The sequence below is a fragment of the Actinosynnema sp. NPDC049800 genome (assembly GCF_040656635.1).
In the GTDB taxonomy this organism is placed as follows: Bacteria; Actinomycetota; Actinomycetes; order Mycobacteriales; family Pseudonocardiaceae; genus Actinosynnema.
This window is the reverse complement of record NZ_JBFAMT010000064.1, coordinates 1-20,933: the sequence shown is the minus strand read 5'-3', so window position 1 is coordinate 20,933 and position 20,933 is coordinate 1. Positions and strand designations below refer to the sequence as shown.

The window sequence follows — 20,933 nt, the reverse complement described above, 5'->3', positions numbered from 1 at the left end:
TACTAGAGTCCCGATCGTGGACGCGACGGGTTATAAGGGCGGGGTGTGGTTGAGGCCGGCCAGGGGACGGCGGGACGCGCCGCTCACGGTGGACCGGATCGTCGTGGCGGCGGTGGCGCTGCTGGACGCCGAGGGCCCGGCCCGGCTCACCATGCGCAGGCTCGCCGAACGCCTCGACGTCGCCCCGCCCACCCTGTACTGGCACGTGAAGACCAAGGACGACGTGCTCGACCTGGCCGTGGACGCGATCTTCGCCGAGGTGCGGGTGCCGGACGGCGGCGAGTGGGCGGACGCGGTCCGGGCGCTGGTGCTGGCGTGGCGGGCGACGATGCTGCGCCACCCGTGGTCACCGCCGTTGCTGGGTCGGCCGACGCTGGGCCCGAACGTGCTCCGGCGCACCGAGTTCCTCCAGGCGACGCTGGCCGGCGCGGGCTTCCGGGGCGTCGACCTGGCCGCCGCGACGCACGGCCTGGCCAACTTCGCCATCGGCTCCGCCCTGACCCAGTCCACGTGGCGCAACGCGGCCGTCCGGGACGCCGCCAACGCGCACGTCCGGGCGAACGCCGACGCCTACCCCACCCTGGCCGCCAACGACCACCTCGACGACCCCGACTGGGACGCCCTGTTCAGCCAGGGCCTCGACCGCTTCCTGACCGGCCTGGCTGGCTCCCTCTGACCCGGCGGAGGCCGGTCCGGGCGCACACCCGGACCGGCCTCCACCGATCGCGCGTCCGTTCGTCCAGGGTTCGCCGGCTCACGCCCGACCGGAGCGCACGAACCCGGCCACCCCGTCGAGCAGCCGGTCCACCTCGGCCTCGGTCGAGTACGGCGCGAGGCCGACCCTCAGCCCGCCGGTGTCGCCGAGCCCCAGCCACCGGGACGCCTCGATCGCGTAGAACGAGCCCGCCGGCGCGTTCACGCCCAACCCGGCCAGGTGCCGGTACACGTCCGCCGCCGCGTGCTCGGCGAACGTCGCCAGCACGGTCGGCGTGCGCAGCCGGGCCCGCGACCACACCGTCACGCCGGGCAGCGCCGCCAACCCCGCCTCGACCTTCTCCCGCAACCGGTCCTCGTGCTCGGCCACCGCCGCCAACGACGCCGCGATCCGCTCACGGCGGGTCCCGGTCGACGGCGCCAGGTCGGCGATGAAGTCCACCGCGGCCGTGCAGCCGGCCAGCACCTCGTACGGCAGCGTGCCCAGCTCGAACCGCTCCGGCACCGCGTCCGTCGACGGCAGCAGCTTGTCCGGCCGCAGGTCCGCCAGCACCTCCGGCCGCCCCGCCACCACACCGCAGTGCGGCCCGAAGAACTTGTACGGCGAGCACGCGAAGAAGTCCGCCCCGATCGCCTCCACGTCCACCGGGTGGTGCGCGGCGAAGTGCACTCCGTCCACGTAGAACAGCGCGCCGGCCTCGTGCGCCGAAGCGGCGATCCCGGCCAACGCGGGCCGCGTGCCGATCAGGTTCGACGCCGCCGTGACGGCCACCAGCCGGGTCCGCTCCGACAGCACGCCGGCGACGTCGTCCAGCTCGCCGGTCGCCGGGTCGAAGCCGACCCACCGCACCACCGCGCCCACCGCCTCGGCCGCCTGCACCCACGGCCGCACGTTCGCGTCGTGGTCGAGCCTGGTCACCACCACCTCGTCGCCGGGCGCCCAGGTCCGCGCCAGCGTGCGGGCGAAGTCGTAGGTCAGCTGCGTCATGCTGCGCCCGAACACCACGCCCTCCGGCGGCGCGCCGAGCAGGTCGGCCACGGCGCGCCGGGCGTCCAGCACGATCGCGTCGGCCGCCCGTTCGGCGTCGGTCACCACGCCGCGGTTGGCCAGGGACGAGGTCATCGCGTCGCGCACGGCGTCCGCGACGGCGGCGGGCACCTGCGAGCCGCCCGGACCGTCGAAGTGGGCGGTGCCGGTGGCGAGGGAGGGGAAGCGGGCGCGGACGGAGTCGACGTCGTAGGTCATGCCACCACTCTGGCCGCCGATCCACATCGGACTCCAGTGGTGCGGGTCACGTTCTGCCCTTGACATTGGTCCAACCATCGCACAACGCTATGGAAGCGCTCTCACGGACCCGTCCGCGTCGGCGTCCGACCGCTTGGCCGCCCTGGAACCGGCCGGGAGGTCGGGACAACCTTGCCCTGCACCGAGGAGTCGCAACCATGCGCACCCTGACGAAGTGGTTGAGCGCGTTCGCCGCGCTCGCCACGTCGGCGTCACTGGCCGCCGCCACACCGGCCGCGGCCGTCGGACCGGACCTGCTGCCGATCACGATCACCAACAACAGCGGCCGTGCCGAGGCCGTCCACCTGTACGTGCTCGGCACCGACATCCGGCCCGGCGGCCGGCTCGGGTACGTCAACCAGTCGGGCACGTTCACGCCGTGGCCGGCCGGGGCCAACCCGCCCTCGCCCGCGCCGGACGTGTCGATCGCGGGCCCGCCCAACGGCGGCTCCGTCACCCTGCGCGTGCCGCGGTTCATCTCCGGCCGCGTCTACATGTCGTTCGGGGAGAAGCTCAAGTTCTTCCTCACGCCGGACGGCCTGGTGCAGCCCGCGCCGTGGTCGCCGAGCGACCCGAACCGGGACATCCTGTTCGACTGGAGCGAGTTCACCTACAACGACGCCGGCCTGTGGTTGAACAGCTCGCAGGTGGACATGTTCGCCGTGCCGCACGCGGTCACCGTGACCGGGGCGAGCGGCGTGACGAAGAAGACCGGCGAGCTGGTCGCGAACGGCCGCGACAACGTGATCAACGGCGTGCGCAACCAGGCCGGCTGGGCGAACTCGGTCCGCACCCGCGCCGACGGCACGGTGGTGCGCGTGCTCGCGCCGGGCAAGGCGGCGGACGCGGGCCTGTTCGACCGCGCCTACCTCGACCCGTACATCACGCAGGCGTGGAACGCCTACACCACCAAGACGTTGACCGTGGTGCCGTTCGGCGACCGGCCGGACATCCGCTACTTCGGCCGCACGTCGGGCACCACCATGAACTTCACCGACTCGTCGGGACGTCAGGTGGCGTCGTTCGCCAAGCCGTCCACGTCGAACGTGTGGGGGTGCGACGGGGCGCTGCACGCGCCCAACGACCAGGTCGTCGGGCCGATCGCGCGCACCCTGTGCGCCGCGCTGCACCGCTCCACGCTCGGCAGGATCGACACGCAGCCCGGCGGCGGGCCGGCCGACTTCTACCAGGGTGCGCTCACCAACCACTACTCGCGGCTCGTGCACCAGAACATGGTGGACGGCAAGGCTTACGGCTTCGCGTTCGACGACGTGCAGGCGCAGGAGTCGTTGGTGCACGACGGCGACCCGCGTTCGGCGGGGATCATCCTGACGTCGTTCACGGGTGGTGGCGGCACCCCGCCGCCGGGGCCGGCGGGCGGCATCGTCAGCGCGTGGCACGGCAAGTGCGTCGACGTGCCGAACTGGAACTTCACCGACGGCCAGCGCCTGATCGTGTGGGACTGCACGGGCGGCACGAACCAGCAGTGGGAGTCGACCGGCGGCACGTTCCGCACGCAGAACAACATGTGCATGGACGTGGCCTGGGGCTCGACCTCGAACGGCTCCGCCGTCCAGGTCGCGAGGTGCAGCGGGAACCCGGCCCAGCAGTTCGTCCTGACCGCCGCGGGTGACCTCGTCAACCCGCAGGCGAACAAGTGCGTGGACATCGCCGACTGGAACCCGAACAACGACGCGGTCCTGCAGATGTGGGACTGCGCCGGCACGGCGAACCAGAAGTGGCGTCGCTAGCACTGACCTGGCGGCCGTGACCGCTTGAGCCGGTGTGACCGGCTTGACGGCCGTGCTGGTGGTGGACGGCCGGGCGCCGCACTCGCCGGCGCTATCACCGGCCGGCCGGTGGGCCGTCCACTACCTGTCGGACGCGGCGTGACGCGGGTGCCCGCGTTTGCGCCGCGTCCGGTGGGACGACGGCGGGGTCGAGGAGCTGACCGCGAGCCCTCGGGGCTGACCGACCACCGGCCGCTCGTCGGTCGGCCTTCCAGCTCCGGGCTCACACTTGGGTCGCACGCACGTCGAGGCGCATTCTCCGGTGTGGTGGCATGATGATCAGGGATGGCGACTGGCCTACCTGGCCACGACCCCTCCGAGCCTGGAAGGGAGGCCGAGCGATCTTCCACCTCCCACCCCGAACCAGGTCCCCCAATGGGGTGATCCTGAAAATGCCCTCAAAGAAAACACCGTTATCGCCAACCTCGAACGTCGGTTGAAACAACGAGGCCGGCAACCAACCGCCGCACCGCCGACCAGACCCTCGAACCGCGCTGATCCTGCAAGGCTCACATCAGCGGACCCGGGATCAGAGGAAGTCCCGGAACCACGAACCCGCCAGCTGCGCGACCTGGTCCAACGCCCCCGGCTCCTCGAACAGGTGCGTCGCGCCCTCCACCACCTCGAGCCGCCACAGCACCGCCAACTCCTCCGCCGCCGCACGGTTCAGCTCCAGGACCTCCTCGTCACGACCGCCGACCACCAGCAACGTCGGCGCGCGCACCCGCGACAACGCCCGCCCAGCCAAGTCCGGCCGACCGCCCCGCGACACGACCGCCCTCACCAGGTACGTCCCGGCCGCCGCGACCAACGCCGCCGCCGCGCCCGTGCTCGCACCGAACAGCCCGATCGGCAACCCCCGCGTCGCCGGCGCCCGCGAAGTCCACTCCACCGACGCCGCCACCCGCTCCGCCAGCAACCCGATGTCGAACCGCAGCCGCCCGGTGACCCGGTCCTCCCGCTCCTCGCGCTGCGTCAGCAGGTCGAGCAGCAGCGTCGCGTAGCCGTCCCGCCGCAACGACTCCGCCACGGCCTGGTTGCGCCCGCTGTGCCGCGAGCTGCCCGAACCGTGCGCGAACACCACCACCCCGGCCGGATCGGACGGCACGCCGAGGTCAGCGGCCAGGTCGACACCCCAGGCGTCGACCGACACCGCCATCGTGCCGCTCCTCGTCATGCCCTCCAGGTTTCACCGGCGCACGCGCGAGCAAACGGGCAGTGTCCGATCGGGGCACACGGGTAACCCGTCTGTGTGCCCCCTGCCCGGCACGGGAGGAGCGACCATGGCCGACGAACGAGCGCACGCCCGAGGAGGACCGATGTCCGAGCAACAAGAGGCGATCGAGCCGCGATGGGGCACGGGCGAGGGCTACGGCCTGCGACGCGACTCCGAAACACCCGGGCCGCAGTTCTCCGCGCCCGACGACGACGGCGACTTCATCGACGAGGAACCGACCTCGATCGCCGACGAAGCCGGGTCGAACTACCTGCGCGGCCCCGAGGACGCGGCCATGCACATCGAGGACGAGGACGGCCGCCCTCTCGAATGACCTGATCAGGTGACCGCGCCACGATCAAGTGATCCCCGATCGGGCACGCTCAACGCATCGGGCGCCCGCGTGCCCTCGCGTGCCACGGACCCGACGGCGCGCGCGAACTGCTCGGCGCCGCCCTGTGTACCTGCTCGCGGTGGTGGGCGCGTACTCGGTTGGTTCATGCCACCAGAACGCGGTCCAGCGCGGCGTGACCCGCGGGTTCCCAGGTCGGTTTGCCGCCGGCGAGGCCGAGCCGGCCGTTGCGCCCGATCCCGATCAGGACCAGGGCGCGCAGGACGGCCCAACCGCGGGCCCGGGTGACGGTCGCTTCGTCGGCCTGCCCGTAGGCGTCGAAGAATCGGCCCGCCGCGCCGGCGGGCAGCAGGACCCAAGCGGCGGCGAGGTCGGTGGCGGGGTCGCCCGCGCACAGCTCGCCGAAGTCGATCACCCCGGTGAGCGTCCCGTCGCGGACGACGACGTTCGCCGGGTGCAGGTCACCGTGCAGCCACCGCGGCGCGCCCGGCCAGTCGGGCGCCGCCACGGCCTTCTCCCACACCTCACGCGCGCGGTCGGCGCCCGGGTGGTCGGCGATCAGCTCGAACCAGCCGTCGATCCCGTCGCGCAACCCGACCAGGGGGATGCCGCGGGTGGGGTTGACCGGCGCGTCGGCGGGCGCGGGTTCGTGCAGCGCGCGGAGGAACTCCGCGAGGACGTCGGCCGCCTCGACGCGGGTGATCGGCGCGTGGTCGGCAGGCTCGCCCTCGACCCAGCGCGCGACCGTCCAGGTGTCCCCGAACAGGTTCGAAGGTCTGCCGAGGCGCACCGGGACGGGCGTGGGCAGCGGCAGGCGGTCGGCCAGCACCGGCAGCCACGTCTGCTCGGCGTGCAGCATGGCGGGCCCGCGATCGGTGCGCGGCAAGCGCACGGCCAGCTCGTCCCCGAGCCGCCACACCTGGTTGCCCCAGCCCCCGTCGACGTCCCGGAGTTCGAGGTCCGCGAGGTCCGGGTGCTGATCCCGCAGCAGCGCCCGGACCAGGTCCTGGTCGAACGTGACGTCCCCCATCACCGAGGCCCCGATCGCCGCATGGCCGGGCACGCTAGCACCGGCCGACCGGTAAGATCGCCGGGATGCCAGGTCGAGCGCGGGCCCGCACGCTCGCCGAGGTGTACCGGCGGTTCGGCGACGCCGACGCCGGGACTTCGCCGTTGCACGGGCGCGTCGCCGTCGCCCTGAGCGGGTCTGACGCGGCGTTGCGCGCCATCGAGTCGGCGCCGGCGGGCAAGCGGCACCCCGCGGTGATCCTCGCCGCGCTGCACGACCTCGCCCTCGCCGGCCACGCCCCGGCGCTCGCCGCCGCCTATGCCGCCGGGGACGGCGACGCCGCCGCCGACGCCGCGATCGACGCGCTGCTGCGCCTGACCGGCCCGGTCGTGGACCTCGCCGTGCGACGGCGGCCCCGCACCGACGAAACCGGGCGCGGCGCGGTGCTGTACCCGGCCATCGCCGAGGCGGCACGGCGGGTGGGCGCGAACGCGGTCGGGCTGATCGACGTGGGCTGCTCGGCCGGCCTCAACCTCACCGTCGACCGCGTCGGCATCACCTACGACAACGGGGACCTGCTGGGCGACCCGTCATCTCCCGTTCAGGTGTCGGCTTCGACCGTGGGCGGCCGGCCCGTCCCGACACAGGCGCTACCCGAGGTCGTCGCCAAGGTGGGCGTCGACCTCGATCCGCTCGACGTGACGGACCCGGACGACGCCCGCTGGTTGCGCGCCTGCCTGCCACCCGACGAGCCGGCGCGGCTCGCGAGGCTCGAAGCGGAGATCGCGTTGGCGGCGACGGACCCTCCGCTGCTGCTGCGCGGTGACGCCGTCGACGTGCTGCCCGACGCCGTCGCCCTGGTACCGGCGGACGCGCTGCCGGTCGTCACCACGACGTGGGCGCTGTCGCGGTTCCCGCCGGAGAGCCGGACGCGCTTCCTGCACCGCCTCCACGAAGCGGCGGCGGACCGGCCGGTGGCGTGGGTGTCGGTGGAAGGGGTCGGGGTCGCACCGTCGGTACCGACCCTCGGCGATCGGCGCGCCTCCGGCCACAGCATCATCGGCGTGGCGGTGTCCCACGGGTCGACCCGGCACGCCGAGGCCGTCGGCCGCTGCTGGTCGCGCGGCCGGCTGCTGGCGTGGCTGGCGGAGCCCTAGTGCGCTGACCCGCCGTGGGCGTCCCACCAGTCCAGCACACGGGTCCCGTACAGGGTCAGCCATTTCGACGGCTCCCCCGCCGGCACGTCGACCTCGAACCACACGCGTCCGGGGTGCCTGCGGGCCTGGAGCCACGTGCCGTCGGGCTGCCGCTCGGCGCGGACGAGCTCGATCGCGTCGGCCAGGCGCGGGTCCGGCGGGGTGCCGTCGAGCAGCCAGACCTGGCGGAAGTACTCGGCCGCGTTGAGCACGTTGTAGTACCAGCGGAACGGGTAGGAGAAGCGGTTCACCCACGGCGCCACCGGCTCGCCCGTGGACAGCCGGCGGAACAGCCCGCGGGCCAGCAGGTACTCCTCCCCGGCACGGCGGGCGGCACGCGTCGCTTCCGTGCCGCCGGTCGCGGCGTCGTAGGCGAGCAGTCCCTTGAGGGAGTTGAGGGTCGAGTGGAACGACGACCGCGTCGAGCCCTCGACCCACTCGCAGTTCCAGCCGCCGTCGGGCAGGCGGTGCTCGACGAACCAGTCCACGATGCCGGTGACGTCCGCGCCCAGCCACAGGCCGTTCTGGACCGTCCACGCGTTGATGCAGCAGTCGACCTCGCCGCCCCAGTACGGCAGGTCGTCGTACTCCCAGCGGCAGTTGCGCTCCAGCAGCTCGGCCGTGCGGCGTTCGCGCAGGACCGCGGCGTCCAGGCCCCACTCCCGCAACGAGCACAGCGTCCACGTCGTCGCGGTCCACGGCTGGCCGGCGCCCTCGGCGGCTTCCGGGCCGTGGAAGTCGAAGCCGGCGGGGAAGAACGCGCCGCCCGCCCACTGGCCGTCCGGGTCTTGGAGCGCGAGCAGGCGTGCGCCGAAGCCCTCGGTCGCGATCCTGGCCCGCGTCGCCTCCCAGACCTCGGGCGGTTCGCCGACGAGGTCGCGCTCGACCTGCCAGCGCAGCGCCGGATCGGCGTCGAGCAGCCAAGGCACCCTGGTCATGGCGTGACCCTAGTCGACCTGCTCGTCCTCGGGGCTGCCTTCGGCGAGCGCGGCGAGCACGTCCAGCGCGGCGGCCAGGGTCGGCGTCGACGCGGAGGCGAGGGCGAGGCGGACGGCGTTGGGCGCGTGGCCGGGCCCGACCGCGAACGCCGCGGCGGGCGTGATGGCGATGCCCCGCCGTGCCGCGGCGGCGACGAACGTCTCGGCCCGCCACCGGTCCGGCAGCCGCCACCAGCAGTGGTAGGAGCCGGGGTCGGCGCTGATGTCGAAGCCCGCCAGGCGGGCGCGCACGAGCTGCTGCCGTTCGTGCGCGAGGGCGCGTTTGCGGTCCACTACGGACTCCACGGTGCCGTCGACGAGCCACTCGGTCGCGGCGGCGAGCGCGAAGTGGCCGACGGCCCAGCCGCCGGAGCGCGCGGCGGCGGCGACCCGGTCGACCAGGTGTCCGGGCGGCACGGCGAACCCGACCGTCAGGCCGGGCGCGAGGCGCTTGGACAGGCTGTCCACCACGGTGGTGCGCTCGGGCGCGAGCGGCGGCAGGTCGGGGCCCAGGAAGGCGTAGATGGCGTCCTCGATCACCTGGACGTCCAGGTCGCGCACGGTGTCGGCGAGCTCGGCGCGGCGTCGTTCGGGCATCGTGGTGCCGAGCGGGTTGTGCAGGGTCGGCTGGAGGTAGACCGCGCGCACGTCGGCCGCGCGCACGGCCTTCGGCAGCACGCCCGCGTCGTCCACCGGCAGCGGCACGAGCGTGACGCCCAGCCTGGTCGCGATCGCCTTCACCACCGGGTAGGTGACGGCCTCCACCCCGAGCCGCCCGCCGACCGGCACCAGCGCCGACACCGCGGCCGCGATCGCCTGCCTGCCGTTGCCGGTGAACAGGATGCGGCGCTCGTCCGGCGCCCACCCGCCCCGTGCCAGCGTGCGTGCGACGGCCGCGCGTGCTTCGGGCGTGCCGCGGACACCGACCGGCCCGAGCGCGTCGCCGAGGCCGTGCCGGACGAGCCGGTCGAGGCCGGGAGCCAGCAGGGCCGGCTGGTCGGGCAGCACGCAGAAGTTCAGCTCCAGGTCGACCCGCGCGCCGCCCGGCTCGGCCAGCGCGGGCTCGACCGGTGGTCGGGTGGCCCTCACGAACGTGCCGCGGCCGACCTCGCCGACCGCGAGCCCGCGTCGGATCAGCTCGCCGTACACGCGGGCGGCCGTGGAGCCCGCGATGCGGTGCCTGCGGGCGAACGCGCGTTGCGGGGGCAGGCGGTCACCCGGCTTGAGCCGGCCGGCCGCCACCTCGGCGGCGAGCCGGTCGGCGATCAGGCGGTAGTCCGCCACGCGGGCACCCCACATTGCACCGAGAGCATTGTTTTCATTGCACCGGCCATGGTGGCCTTCCTAGGCTGCTGCCGTCAACCGGCGCAAGGGGAGGTCATGCGGGTCAACGACATCGACATCGCTTACGACGACGAGGGCGACGGCGTCCCGGTGCTGCTCGTGCACGGCCACCCGTTCAACCGGACGATGTGGCGGCCGCAGGTGGAACGGCTCCGCTCCCGTTACCGGGTCATCGCACCCGACCTGCGGGGATATGGCGAGACGACGGTCGTGCCGGGCACGACGCCGTGGGGCGTGTTCGCCGACGACCTGATCGGCCTGCTCGACCGCCTCGACCTGGACCGGGTGGTGGTGTGCGGGCTGTCGATGGGCGGCCAGATCGCCATGGAATTGCACCGATCGCACCCGTCACGGGTCCGTGCGCTCGTGCTGGCGGACACGTTCCCCGAGGCGGACACGACGGCGAGCGCTGACTTGAAGCGCGAGCTGGCGTCACGCGTGCTGCGCGAGGGCATGGGCCCCTACGCCGACGAGGTGCTGGACAAGATGATCTCGCCGCACAACGTCGTCGCCCTGCCGGCCGTCGCCGAGCACGTGCTGGGGATGATGCGCGGCACGTCGCCGGAAGGCGCGGCGGCGGGGTGGCGCGGGCGTGCGGAACGGCCCGACTACCTCGAGTCGCTGGCCCGCGTCGCCGTGCCCGCGCTCGTGGTCGTCGGCGAGGAGGACGAGTACACGCCGGTCGCCGTGGCCGAGCGGATGCACGCGACCATCCCCGGTTCGGCGCTCGCGGTGATCCCCGGGGCGGGCCACCTGCCCAACCTCGAACGGCCGGCGGAGTTCACCGACGCGGTCGAGCGGTTCCTGGCGGCGCTCTAGGCGGGGCGGGCGGGCGTCCGGACACCGCAGAGGAGCCGGTCGCGCGGCAGGGCGGCCGGTGCGGGGCGCAGCTTGTCGGCGACCTGGGCGGCCGTGGGGCGGCGACGGGGGGACAGCGAGGTCATCTGCGCGAGCAGGCGGGCCAGGCCGGCGGGCACGTCGTGCGGCACGTGGGGCGGGCGGTGCAGGCGGGCGATGGCGGCCTCGACCCGGTCGCCCTGGTACTCGCGGTAGCCGGTCAGGCACTCCAGCAGGAGCAGGCCGAGCGCGTAGACGTCCGCGGGCGGGCCGACCTCGTCGCCGCGCACCTGCTCCGGCGCCAGGTAGGCGGCGGTGCCGACGACCTCGCTGGTCTTGGTGATGCGGGTCGAGCCGAGCGAGCGGGCCAGGCCGAAGTCGGCGAGGTAGGCGGTGTCGGAGCCGTCGAGCAGGACGTTCGACGGCTTCACGTCGCGGTGCACGACCTGCTGTTCGTGCACGTGGGCGAGGGTGTCGGCGAGCTGGTGGCCGAGGGCGCGCACCTGCGCGGGCGTGAACGTGCCGTCCAGCAGCCGGTCGCGCAACGTCATGCCTTCGACCAGCTGCATGACCACGAACGACGTCCCCTCGCACGTGCCGACGTCGTAGACGGACAGCAGCCCGGGGTGCGACAGCCCGGCCAGCGTGCGGACCTCGTTGTCGAACCGACGCCCGTCCACGTCGTCGCCGTCGAACACCTTGACCGCCACGAACCGCCGGAGCAGCAGGTCCCACCCCCGGTGCACCTCGGCCGCGCCACCCGCGCCGAGCCTGCCCGCCAACCGGTAGCGACCTTCGAGCACTCGGTTCTCGGTGGCCAACGACATGGCCCCACCCTTCGGTCGCCGATCCGGACGTCTGGCGAATTCCCGAACGGCGACGACGCCAAACGCCGGCGTCACCGGGCAGAGGTTTCTCCTCAGAGGACATCCAGGCGAGGCGCGGCGCCGGCCCGTTCGAGGGCTTGTGCCACGTCGGGCCGCGGGGTCGGGGCGGGCGACGGCTGGACCGGTGGCGGCGGAGCGGCCGGCCGCACAAGCCGCTCGCCGGGTCAGCCGCCCATGCCGCTCGCACGCCACCCACCAACTCGATGGCCCGGGGGTGCTCGGCGCATCGGCCGTGCACGTGCCTCAGCGGGCCCTCCGACAGCCCTCTCGGCAAGTCCCTCAGCCGACCCCCGAACAGCCCCCGCGGCAAGTCCCTCAGCCGATCACCCCACCGACCGGTCAGCCGGCCGCTCGGCACCTCAGTCGCGCAGGGTGGCGCACTGTTCCGTTCCGACGCAGTTCCGCAGCAGCCGCACCTGCGGCGGGAGGGTGATCGTGGCCGGCGGGTCGACGGCGTTGCCCGGCCAGCGGATCGAGACGGTCATGGCCGAGGCGTTGTTCGCGTACGACTTCTCGACCAGGGTGCGGTCGCCGTTGACGATGTTCACCACGTCGTAGACCCCCGACGGCACCTTGCTGATGTCCAGCCACTGGAAGTCGACCGTGTGCGGGTAGTCGTCGCCCGAGCCGACCGAGATGCCCTGCACCACGCTCAACGCCTCCGGCTCGTGGTGGCCGCACCGGTTCTTCCGCAACAACGCCGCCAACTTCCCCTGCGGGGTGTCGTCCAGGGCCGGCCGGTTCGGCACGCGGCCGTCGACCCCGTACCGGTCGCCGAGGCAGAAGCCGTTCTTCCGGTCGGTCACCACCGTGTCACCCGAGAGCGTGCGGAGTTGGAAGTGCTCGAAGCCGAGCAGGTGCCAGTGCTCGTGCGTCGCCGCCGGCTCGTAGTACATGGTGGCGGGGATCGGGTGCTGCGCCCGCGCGTAGTCCATCGGGATCGAACCGTCCACAGCGGACTGGAACGCCTGCCGCGCCGCCATCTCCCGCTGCCCGACCCCACCCCGGCTGCCGTGGATCAGCAGCGGCCCGTCGCCGATGTTGTCCGCCGATGTGGTGAACCTCAACCGGACTGCCCCGATCGGGCCCACCTGCACGCACTCGCCGTTCGGCGCGGCCGGGTCGGCCACCGGGCACACGTCCCAGTCGACGCACCGCGACGGGTCGCCGGAGAACCCGCCGGCGCACCCCACCGGCGCCTGCCGGAGGTCGGGCAGCAGCACGGTCCGGGACGCCTGAGCGTGCGCAGGGCCCACCAACCCCGCGACGAGCAACGCCGTGGTGATCAAGGCCGCGTGTCTTCGCAACATCGAAAATCCGTCCACTCCAGAATGATCCACTCACCAATCTACTGAGCCACACCGACAACTCGGCCCCTACCACCGCCAGGTTCACTCGATCGACTGAGCCACAACGGAAATCGGCCCCTGGGACTCTAACCTTCACCGCGATCGCGCCCCGGGCGCGCGTCATCCGCGACTGGAGGTGGGTCCGATAGACCAGGGAGTTCCCGGCACCGTCACGATGGTGTGCGGCACCAGGCCGGAGCTGATCAAGCTCGCGCCGCTGATCCGCGTGATGGGGGCCGACGCCACCGTCGTCTACACCGGACAGCACTACGACACCGCGATGTACCACCGGATCCGGCAGGACATCGGCCGCCCGGGCCGGTTCCACGAGCTGGCCGTCGGCGGCGGCAGCCGCGGCGGCCAGCTCGGCGCGGCCATCGCGGCGGTGGACGAGCTGCTGGCGCAGCACCCGACCAGGGCGGTGATCGTGCAGGGCGACACGACCTCCGCGCTCGCGGGCGCGTTGGCCGCCAACGCCAACGACGTGCCGCTGGTGCACGTCGAGGCGGGTCTGCGCAGCTACGACCGGGCGATGCCCGAGGAGCACAACCGGGTCGCCATCGACCACCTCGCCGACCTGTGCTGCGCGCCGACCTCGCTCAACCACGCCAACCTGCTGGCCGAGAGCGTCCCCGAGGAGCGCATCGCGATCACCGGCAACACCGTGGTCGAGGCCCTCCAGACCGCTTTGCCCGGGCATGACGAGGAGGCCGTCGTCCTGGCCGCGCACGAGCTCGAGCGCGACGGCTACGTGCTGGCCACGGTCCACCGGCCGGAGAACGTGGACGACCCGGCCAACCTGGAGACGATCCTGCGCGAGCTGAACCGCCTGCCGCTGCCGGTGGTGCTGCCCCTGCACCCGCGCACGGCCAAGCGGGTCGAGGCGTTCGGCCTCACCGCCCTGCTGCGCCGGCTCAAGGTCGTCGAGCCCCAGGCGTACCCGGCGTTCCTGGCGCTGGCCCGGTGCGCCGCCGTGGTCGTGTCCGACTCCGGCGGCATCCAGGAGGAGGTCAGCGTCCTCAAGCGGCCGGTGGTCGTGGTGCGCCGCAGCACGGAACGCCCCGAGATCGAGGGCACGTTCGGCACCCTGGTGCCGCCGGGGCCGCGGGTGTGCGCGGAAGTGCTGCGGTGGCTGGACGACGTGGCGGGCCACCGGGAACGCCTGGAGCACATCCCGTCGCCCTACGGCACCGGCTCGCCGTCCGCCCGGATCGCCGACGCGCTCCGGCAGCTGGTCCGCGGCGAACCGGTGCACGCCCGGCGGCTCAGCCCGGAACAGGTTGTGGTGCCTCCGCCAGCCTCGCGGCGACCCGTCGCGCGAGTCCCGCACTCGAGTTCCAGCTCGTGACGTCCGGGTAGACGTGCGCGGTGGTCGCCAGCAGCAGCGGGGTGCCGGCGACCACCACGGGCGGCCGGCGCGCCAGGTACCCGAGCGGGTACACCGGTTCCACGAACGGCGCCTTGAACACCCGCACGTCGTCCACGTCCTCGCGGCACAACGCGGGGTGCAGGGCCAGCAGCTGCGAGGTCCACCGCGCCGCGATCGCCGCGTCGTCCTCCTGGAACAGCGCGGACTCCCGGTCGGTGTACCGCATCGCGTAGACGAGGTGCCTCCCGTCGTACCGCTCCACGCCCGCGAGCGGCGTCATCTGGATCAGGCCGTCGAACTCCGTGCCGGACCGCACCACCGGCGTCCAGTAGTGCCCGGACAACGGTCGCCGCAAGAAGAACAGCGCGTTCACCACGCCCTGGTACGGCAACCGCACGTCGGGCAGCCGCGCGGCCAGGTCCTCGTCGGCGAGCCGCCGCAGCAGCGGCAGGGGCAGCGTCGACACGACGTGGTCCGCCGACACCGACTCGCCGCCGTCCAGGGTGATCCGCATCCGCCCGCCGGTCACGCCCATCCGCCGCACCGGCGCGTCCAGCCGCACCACGCCGCCACCGGCCTCGATCGACGCCCTGAGCGCGTCGATCACGGCCCGGTAGCCGCCTTCGGGGTACCCGCGCACCGACACGGCGCCTTCACGCCCCAGGCGCTGCCACAGGTACAGCGCGGGCACGTCGCCGAAGCGCGCGCCGAACTTCGCGCCGAACAGCGGCGCGAGCAGCAGCTCCCACACCCGGTCGCCGTACAGGCCGCGCAACCAGTCCTCGGTGCGCGTGCGGTCGAGGTCCTTGCCCTTGCCCAACCGCCGCAGCAGCACCGAGACCGCGCCGAACCTCAGCCGGTCGGGAACGCCCAACGGGGTGAACTTGAGCAGGTCCAGCGCCGTGTTGAACGGGAACGCGCGACCGTCCACGACCATGCCCATCCGGGTCGGCCGCCAGCTGATCGAGTCGCGCAGCCCGAGCTCGCCGAGCAGGTCGAGCAGGTGGTCGTCGGTCGGCATCACGCAGTGGTAGAAGCGCTCCACCCAGCGGTCGCGCCACGCGAAGAACGTGCCGAGCCCGCCGAGCTGGTCGCTGCCCTCCAGCAACGTCACCCGCGTGCCGGCGCGCACCAGCCGGTGCGCGGTGGCCAGGCCGCAGATGCCGCCGCCGACCACCACGACGTGCCCGCGCTCCGCCCGCCGCATCACAGCGCCCGGTACGGCGCGGGCGTGAGCCGGTCGCGGACCAGCAGCTTCGCGTACTGCCCGACGGTGCGGGCGATCCGGATCTTGCTGGGGCCGTGCTTGCGGTCGTAGCGCAGGGCCAGCGGCACCTCGGTGACGACCGGCCGGCAGTGCCGCAGCTTGAGCAGCAGCTCGACCATGCAGGCGAACCCGCGCTCCTCGATCAGCCGCTCGCCCCAGTGCCGCTCGGCGCGGGCCAGCAGGCTGACCCGGTAGGCGCGGAAGCCGCTGGTGCAGTCGCGGACGCCGTCGAGGCGCAGCACGCGGCGGAACAGCACGGCCGCGCCGCGCGACAGCAGCCGGCGCAGCGGTGGGGCGGTCGCGTCGTCGCCGCCGTCGACGAACCGGGAGCAGATCACCACGTCCGCGCCGGCCGCGATCTCCCGCTCCATCCGGTCGATGAGGGCCGGGTCGTGGGTGTCGTCGGCGTCCATCACCACGACGACGTCCTCGTCGCCCGCCTCGGACAGCACGGCGCGCAGCCCCGATCGGACGGCCTGGCCGAGGCCGAGGTTGACCGGGTGGCTGACCAGCCGCACGTCCAGGCCGGGCCACCCCTCGGCGACGACCTCGGCGGTGCCGTCGGACGAGCCGTCGTCGACGACCCAGGCGGTGATCTTGCCGGCGAGGGTCGCGTCGGCGAGCCGGGTCAGCAGCGGCGGCAGCGAGGCCGCCTCGTTGTAGGCGGGCAGCACGACGTGGGCGCGGGCGTGGGTGCGCGCGCCGTCGGAAAGGGCCCGTCCGCCCTGTTCCGACGTGGCGCGCACGTCTCCTTCATCGACGCTCAATGGGCCCCATTTCACTGGATGGCGGATGACGGTCCAGAATTATTCGCCTCCGGACCGCGACGGGATTCGACCACCCCGGGGGCATCTCGTCGCGCGTCTGGCTGAATTACCGCAGAAGCCGAGCCCGACCGTCACCAGAAAGGAGAACGGTGATCACCGAAAGAGTGAATTAGGTCCTCAAAATCACGCTTGATACACACCGAGTGAGCAGAGAGGCCCGTTCGGATGGTCTCGAACGGGTGACCAAATAATCGGGTTCATGGTGGGAAGGACGTCGTCCGAATGTGGTGTGGCGTGGACGGGACGCGCTCGGTCCCTGGCAAGGGCGGTCCGAGGTGAACGGGGTCGGCTCGGCGACCACCCCGACCCTGGTGTCGCGGTGGCGGCAGCAGAGGCCCCGCGAGGCCGCGGGGTCGGACCTGCTGCGGCGGGTGAACGCGGTGGCGGTGCTGCTGGTCGCGGTGGACGCGACCGCGGTGGCCGCGGTGGCGGCCCGGTACTCGCCGGGCGCGGGGTGGACCGCGGTGGTGGCGGCGGCGCTGCTCGGCGTGCGGGCCGCGTGCCGGCTGTACCGGCGGCGGCTGTGGCTGTCCTGGTTCCACGACCTGCCGCGCTCGGTCGGCGCGACGGCCGTGGCGTTCGCCCTGGTCACGCTGGCCGGCCTGGTCAGCGGCGCGCCGCCGGGCACCACCCTGGCCACGCAGTGGGCGGTGCTGGCGTTCGCCGCGCTGAGCGAACCGGCGCGGCTGCTCGTGTTCGCCTTCGGCCGCTGGTGCAGGCGGAAGTACGACCGCTGCGACCGCACGATCGTGGTCGGCGCCGGGAAGGTCGGCGTCGACCTGGTCGGCGCGATGCTGGCGCACCCGGAGTTCGGCCTGCGCCCCGTCGGGTTCGTCGACCCGGAGCCGGCGCTGGACCGCACGGCCCTGCCGGTCGCGCTGATGGACGAGGCCCTGGCCGACGCGATCACCCGGTTGGGTGTCGGCACGGTCGTGCTGGCGTTCTCGCACGCCCGCGAGTCGTCGGTGGTCGACTCGGCCATCACCGCGCACCGGCTCGGCTGCACCACCCTGGTCGTGCCCCGGATGTTCGAGCTGTACCAGGACGGGCCGGACATCGAACGGCTGCGCAGCTACCCGCTGATGCGGCTGGGCACCGCGCCGACCAGCAGGCCGAGCTGGTGGGTCAAGCGCGCCATGGACGTGCTGCTGGCCGCCGTGGCGCTGGTCGTGCTGTCCCCGGTGATCGCGCTGTGCGCGCTGGCCGTGCTGCTGGAGAGCGGCCGGCCGGTGATCTTCCGCCAGGTCCGGGTCGGGATGGATGATCAGCCGTTCGTGCTCTACAAGCTGCGCAGCGTGAGAATGAACGGCGAAGACGATTCCCAAGTCACCTGGTCGGTGGTCGGAGATCGCCGGGTCGGGCCAGTCGGACGTTTTCTGCGTAGCAGTTCGCTGGACGAACTCCCCCAGTTGTGGAACATCATCAAGGGCGACATGTCCATCGTCGGACCACGCCCGGAGCGACCCGGTTTCGTCCGCGAATTCTCGGCCATCCACGAGCTATACTGGGCCCGGCACCGAGTTCCGACGGGGCTGACCGGGCTCGCGCAAGTGCACGGGCTGCGGGGTGACACGTCGATTGTCGACAGGTCTCGATACGACAACTACTACATAGCCAACTGGTCGTTGTGGCTGGACGTGAAAATCCTGTTGCAGACGGTGGGTGAGCTGTTGTGCCGAAGGAATCGCTGAACCGGCGACGATCCCGCCGCGTCCTCGGCCTGGTGTGCGCGGTCGCGCTCCTGGTGCCGAGCGCGGCGTGCACGACGACCGCCGCCGCGGGCAGACCGACGCCACCGCACGCCCCGCTCGGTCCCGTGCCGAAGCCGCTCGCGCCGTGCGGCTGGTGGTACGGCATCGGCGAGCCGCCGACCGGCCGGGACATCACGTTCGCCGCGCAGCACTACAGCCTGGTCGTGCTCAACGCGACCGAGACGTCGTCGCTGCGCCGGCTCAAGCAGCTCAACCCGAAGATCAAGGTGCTGGTCTACAAGGACTTCTCCAGCGCGCGCAACTACCCCGGCGCGGTCAACGGCGAGGTGGACGCGCCGTTCCTGCCGACCGGCATCGGCTACTTCAAGGCCCACCGCGAGAACCCGAACTGGTTCGCGGTGGACACCAAGGACAACCGGATCGAGTGGAACTCCTACCCGAAGCACTGGCAGATGACCGTGTGGGACCCGGCCTACCAGAAGGCGTGGAGCGAGGCGGTCACCGCCGAGGTGGTGCGCGAGGGCTGGGACGGCGTGCTGGCCGACAACGACTTCAGCTCCCTGAAGTACTACTCCTCGGCCGTGCTCAAGGGCGCGGAGGACGCGGCCGAGTCCGACCGGATGATCCGCGAGGGCATGGACACGTTCCTCACCACGGCCGGTGACGCCCTGCACAAGGCCGGGAAGATGCTGATCCCGAACGTGTCCGAATCCCACCTGACCGCGGGAAGGTGGACGGCGCACTCGCGCTACGACGGCGCGATGGAGGAGAACTTCGGCCTGCGCGACACCGGCACGGGTGAACTGCTCACCTTCAAGGGCAACGAGTGGAAGGAGCTGCGGTCGCAAGCCGCCCTCGGCGAGACGTGGCTCCTGCTGATCACCCACACCAAGGGCGCCAGGGAGGAACGAGTCGGCTACGCCACCGCGGCCCTGCTGGCGAGCCCGCACACGTGCTGGTCCGGCGCGACCACCAAGGACTACCGCAACCCCGACTGGTCGCGCTACCAGGACGCCCCCTTGGGCGAGGCGACGGAAACCGCGAACCGCCTCCCCTCCGGCGTGTGGGACCGACGCTTCACCGGCGGCTACGTGGCCGTGAACCCGACCGGACAACCCGCGAGGGTCACACCCCCACCGGGCCTGGTCAACATCGACGGCGGCGCCGCCGCCCCGGCCACGATCGAGATCGCCGCCGGCGACGCCATCGTCCTCGTCAACCCAACCCACATCACCACCACCGCCGCAACAGCCACCACCAGCTCAACCACCACCACCAACCCCGCCACCACAAACCCAAGCACCACCACCCCATCCACCACCAACCCGTCGACCACCAACCCACCCACCACCAACCCATCCACCACCACCAACCCAACTACCACCAACCCCGTCGTCACCACCGCCCCGACCACCTCACCACCCGACCCATCACCTCCTCCCTCCTAACCACCGCCTCACAACCGACATCACCCCTCACCCGACCTCACCGACTCACTTCATCATCGGCTCAACCCACGAGCTGCCCATGACCTCGCGGTAGAGGGCGAGGTGGCGACGCGCGCACACGTCCGGCGCAAACCGCTCCCGCGCCCGCTCAGCGAGCTCCAACCCGATCCGCCCGGGATCGGGCTCCGCGAACAACTCCCGCAACCGAGCGGCCAACCCCTCGACATCACCCGGCACCGCCAACGCCCCAGCCGCCGCCCGGTCCCCCAGCATGTCCGCCACCCCACCGGTGTCCGTCGCCACCACCGGCTTGCCCGCCGCCATCGCCTCGGCCACCACCAACGGCTGCTGCTCCATCGTGGACGGCAGCACGAGCGCGTCGTGGTGCCGCAGCAAGTCGGGCACATCGCTCCGGAAACCCAAGAACTCCACCCTGCCGCCCAACTCGCGCGCCAACGCCTCCGCCTTCCCCCGCTCGGGCCCGTCCCCCACCACCGTCAACCGGGCGTCCGCCGGCATCACCCCGGGCAACGCCAAGGCCGCCAACAGCGTGGCCAACCCCTTGCGCTCCACCAACAACCCGACGAACACCAACCGCCGCACCCGTCCCGCCGGCGGCTGCACGTGCGCGGGCTCCACGCAGTTGTCGATGTGCGCCAACCTCGACGCGGGCACCGTCAACCGCGCCGACAGGAACCGCCCCATCGCCCGCGCCGGCACCACCGTCCGATGCACCACCCGCGCCACCACGGCATCCGCCGCCAACACCACCCGCGTGTAAGCCGAAGGCCCCACCGCCCCCGGCACACCCCGGAACCACTCCTCACCCACATCGTCCGGCACACCGTGATAGGTCTGGATCACCTTGTGCCGCAACCGCAAGCCGGCACTCACCAACCCGGCACGCCGATCCTGCGCGTGCACCACGTCCGGCCGCCACTCCCGCACCACCGCCCGCGCCCGCCGCCCGGCCCGGACATCAGCCTTGTCGCCCACCTCGACAACCTCGTGGTGCCCGCTCAACACCTCCGCACCCCTCCGGGGCAAGGGCCCGAACACGCGCACCTCCGCCTGCCCGGACCCGATCACCGCCCGCGCCAACCGAACAGTGACGTCCACCGGCCCCCCACTGTCCTGGGTCAACAGATACGCAACCCGCAACCGACCGCTCACACCCACCACCAATCCTCTCAACCACAACGGACCCGAAACACGACCCACCGTGGCCCGATTTGACATGGGTTCGGGCGCTTTAGGCTGGTCGAAGCCGGCAGGCCTGGCGGGACGCTCTTCCCCGCCGGGCCTGCCGGCTTCGGCCTGCCTGGAGTGCCCGTAAGGGCCCCATGTCAAATCG

General features: G+C 72.7%; 18 protein-coding genes. 8 read left to right on the top strand and 10 right to left on the bottom strand.

Going from position 1 to position 20,933, the window contains the following annotated elements; genetic code table 11:
* Positions 1–16 precede the first annotated feature (16 nt).
* The gene (locus AB0I91_RS38975; RefSeq protein ID WP_499641343.1) at positions 17–676 is read left to right on the top strand and encodes a TetR/AcrR family transcriptional regulator; all 660 of its coding nucleotides are present in this window, start codon (positions 17–19) and stop codon (positions 674–676) included.
* A gap of 78 nt (positions 677–754) precedes the next feature.
* On the opposite strand, the gene AB0I91_RS38970 is transcribed toward AB0I91_RS38975, so the two are convergent.
* Entirely contained in the window at positions 755–1,960 is a 1,206-nt protein-coding gene (locus tag AB0I91_RS38970; protein WP_499641341.1) for a cysteine desulfurase-like protein, read from the bottom strand.
* 197 nt (positions 1,961–2,157) lie between these two features.
* Here AB0I91_RS38970 and AB0I91_RS38965 point away from each other — a divergent pair, with 197 nt between their 5' ends.
* A complete protein-coding gene (locus tag AB0I91_RS38965; protein ID WP_499641339.1) occupies positions 2,158–3,750 on the top strand; it encodes a glycoside hydrolase family 64 protein in 1,593 nt (530 codons plus the stop codon).
* 568 nt (positions 3,751–4,318) lie between these two features.
* Here AB0I91_RS38965 and AB0I91_RS38960 read toward each other — a convergent pair.
* Positions 4,319–4,966 carry a dienelactone hydrolase family protein gene (locus AB0I91_RS38960; RefSeq protein WP_499641337.1) on the bottom strand — a complete coding sequence of 216 codons (648 nt, stop codon included), beginning with the start codon at positions 4,964–4,966 and terminating at the stop codon, positions 4,319–4,321.
* Between the two features lie 142 nt (positions 4,967–5,108).
* On the opposite strand from AB0I91_RS38960, the gene AB0I91_RS38955 reads away from it, so the two are divergent.
* Positions 5,109–5,339: a hypothetical protein gene (locus AB0I91_RS38955; RefSeq protein ID WP_499641335.1), complete on the top strand. Its 231-nt coding sequence runs from the start codon at positions 5,109–5,111 to the stop codon at positions 5,337–5,339.
* Positions 5,340–5,502: 163 nt separating this feature from the next.
* On the opposite strand, the gene AB0I91_RS38950 is transcribed toward AB0I91_RS38955, so the two are convergent.
* Positions 5,503–6,420 carry an aminoglycoside phosphotransferase family protein gene (locus tag AB0I91_RS38950; protein WP_499641333.1) on the bottom strand — a complete coding sequence of 306 codons (918 nt, stop codon included), beginning with the start codon at positions 6,418–6,420 and terminating at the stop codon, positions 5,503–5,505.
* A 32-nt stretch (positions 6,421–6,452) separates the two neighbouring features.
* Here AB0I91_RS38950 and AB0I91_RS38945 point away from each other — a divergent pair, with 32 nt between their 5' ends.
* Positions 6,453–7,523: a DUF2332 domain-containing protein gene (locus AB0I91_RS38945; RefSeq protein ID WP_499641331.1), complete on the top strand. Its 1,071-nt coding sequence runs from the start codon at positions 6,453–6,455 to the stop codon at positions 7,521–7,523.
* Here AB0I91_RS38945 and AB0I91_RS38940 read toward each other — a convergent pair.
* Both AB0I91_RS38940 and AB0I91_RS38935 read right to left on the bottom strand, forming a co-directional pair.
* Positions 7,520–8,500: a squalene cyclase gene (locus AB0I91_RS38940; protein ID WP_499615831.1), complete on the bottom strand. Its 981-nt coding sequence runs from the start codon at positions 8,498–8,500 to the stop codon at positions 7,520–7,522. The two genes, AB0I91_RS38945 and AB0I91_RS38940, sit on opposite strands and share 4 nt — an antisense overlap.
* Before the next feature lie 9 nt (positions 8,501–8,509).
* Positions 8,510–9,823, bottom strand: a complete 1,314-nt coding sequence (locus tag AB0I91_RS38935) for an aminotransferase-like domain-containing protein (protein ID WP_498773173.1) — start codon at positions 9,821–9,823, stop codon at positions 8,510–8,512.
* Positions 9,824–9,919: 96 nt separating this feature from the next.
* Here AB0I91_RS38935 and AB0I91_RS38930 point away from each other — a divergent pair, with 96 nt between their 5' ends.
* Positions 9,920–10,702, top strand: a complete 783-nt coding sequence (locus AB0I91_RS38930; RefSeq protein WP_498773171.1) for an alpha/beta fold hydrolase — start codon at positions 9,920–9,922, stop codon at positions 10,700–10,702.
* Here the strand turns inward: AB0I91_RS38930 and AB0I91_RS38925 are convergent.
* Both AB0I91_RS38925 and AB0I91_RS38920 read right to left on the bottom strand, forming a co-directional pair.
* Positions 10,699–11,547 (bottom strand): serine/threonine-protein kinase, encoded by an 849-nt coding sequence (locus AB0I91_RS38925; RefSeq protein WP_499641329.1) that lies wholly within the window; start codon positions 11,545–11,547, stop codon positions 10,699–10,701. The two genes, AB0I91_RS38930 and AB0I91_RS38925, sit on opposite strands and share 4 nt — an antisense overlap.
* Positions 11,548–11,966: 419 nt before the next feature.
* Positions 11,967–12,917: a lysyl oxidase family protein gene (locus AB0I91_RS38920; RefSeq protein WP_499641327.1), complete on the bottom strand. Its 951-nt coding sequence runs from the start codon at positions 12,915–12,917 to the stop codon at positions 11,967–11,969.
* 214 nt (positions 12,918–13,131) lie between these two features.
* Between AB0I91_RS38920 and wecB the strand changes: the two genes are divergently transcribed.
* A complete protein-coding gene (wecB, locus tag AB0I91_RS38915; protein ID WP_498773460.1) occupies positions 13,132–14,304 on the top strand; it encodes a non-hydrolyzing UDP-N-acetylglucosamine 2-epimerase in 1,173 nt (390 codons plus the stop codon).
* Here wecB and AB0I91_RS38910 read toward each other — a convergent pair.
* Together AB0I91_RS38910 and AB0I91_RS38905 are read right to left on the bottom strand one after the other, a co-directional pair.
* Positions 14,222–15,532, bottom strand: a complete 1,311-nt coding sequence (locus tag AB0I91_RS38910; RefSeq protein ID WP_499615824.1) for an FAD-dependent oxidoreductase — start codon at positions 15,530–15,532, stop codon at positions 14,222–14,224. The two genes, wecB and AB0I91_RS38910, sit on opposite strands and share 83 nt — an antisense overlap.
* Positions 15,532–16,338: a glycosyltransferase gene (locus AB0I91_RS38905; RefSeq protein WP_498773163.1), complete on the bottom strand. Its 807-nt coding sequence runs from the start codon at positions 16,336–16,338 to the stop codon at positions 15,532–15,534. Before AB0I91_RS38905 ends, AB0I91_RS38910 begins: the two co-directional genes overlap by 1 nt.
* A 356-nt stretch (positions 16,339–16,694) precedes the next feature.
* On the opposite strand from AB0I91_RS38905, the gene AB0I91_RS38900 reads away from it, so the two are divergent.
* Together AB0I91_RS38900 and AB0I91_RS38895 are read left to right on the top strand one after the other, a co-directional pair.
* Entirely contained in the window at positions 16,695–18,110 is a 1,416-nt protein-coding gene (locus AB0I91_RS38900; RefSeq protein WP_499615821.1) for a sugar transferase, read from the top strand.
* Positions 18,092–19,579 (top strand): putative glycoside hydrolase family 15 protein, encoded by a 1,488-nt coding sequence (locus AB0I91_RS38895; RefSeq protein WP_499641325.1) that lies wholly within the window; start codon positions 18,092–18,094, stop codon positions 19,577–19,579. The genes AB0I91_RS38900 and AB0I91_RS38895 overlap by 19 nt, the downstream gene beginning before the upstream one ends.
* Positions 19,580–19,624: 45 nt before the next feature.
* Here the strand turns inward: AB0I91_RS38895 and AB0I91_RS38890 are convergent, their stop codons facing one another.
* The gene (locus AB0I91_RS38890) at positions 19,625–20,698 is read right to left on the bottom strand and encodes a glycosyltransferase family 4 protein (protein ID WP_499641323.1); all 1,074 of its coding nucleotides are present in this window, start codon (positions 20,696–20,698) and stop codon (positions 19,625–19,627) included.
* Positions 20,699–20,933 lie beyond the last annotated feature (235 nt).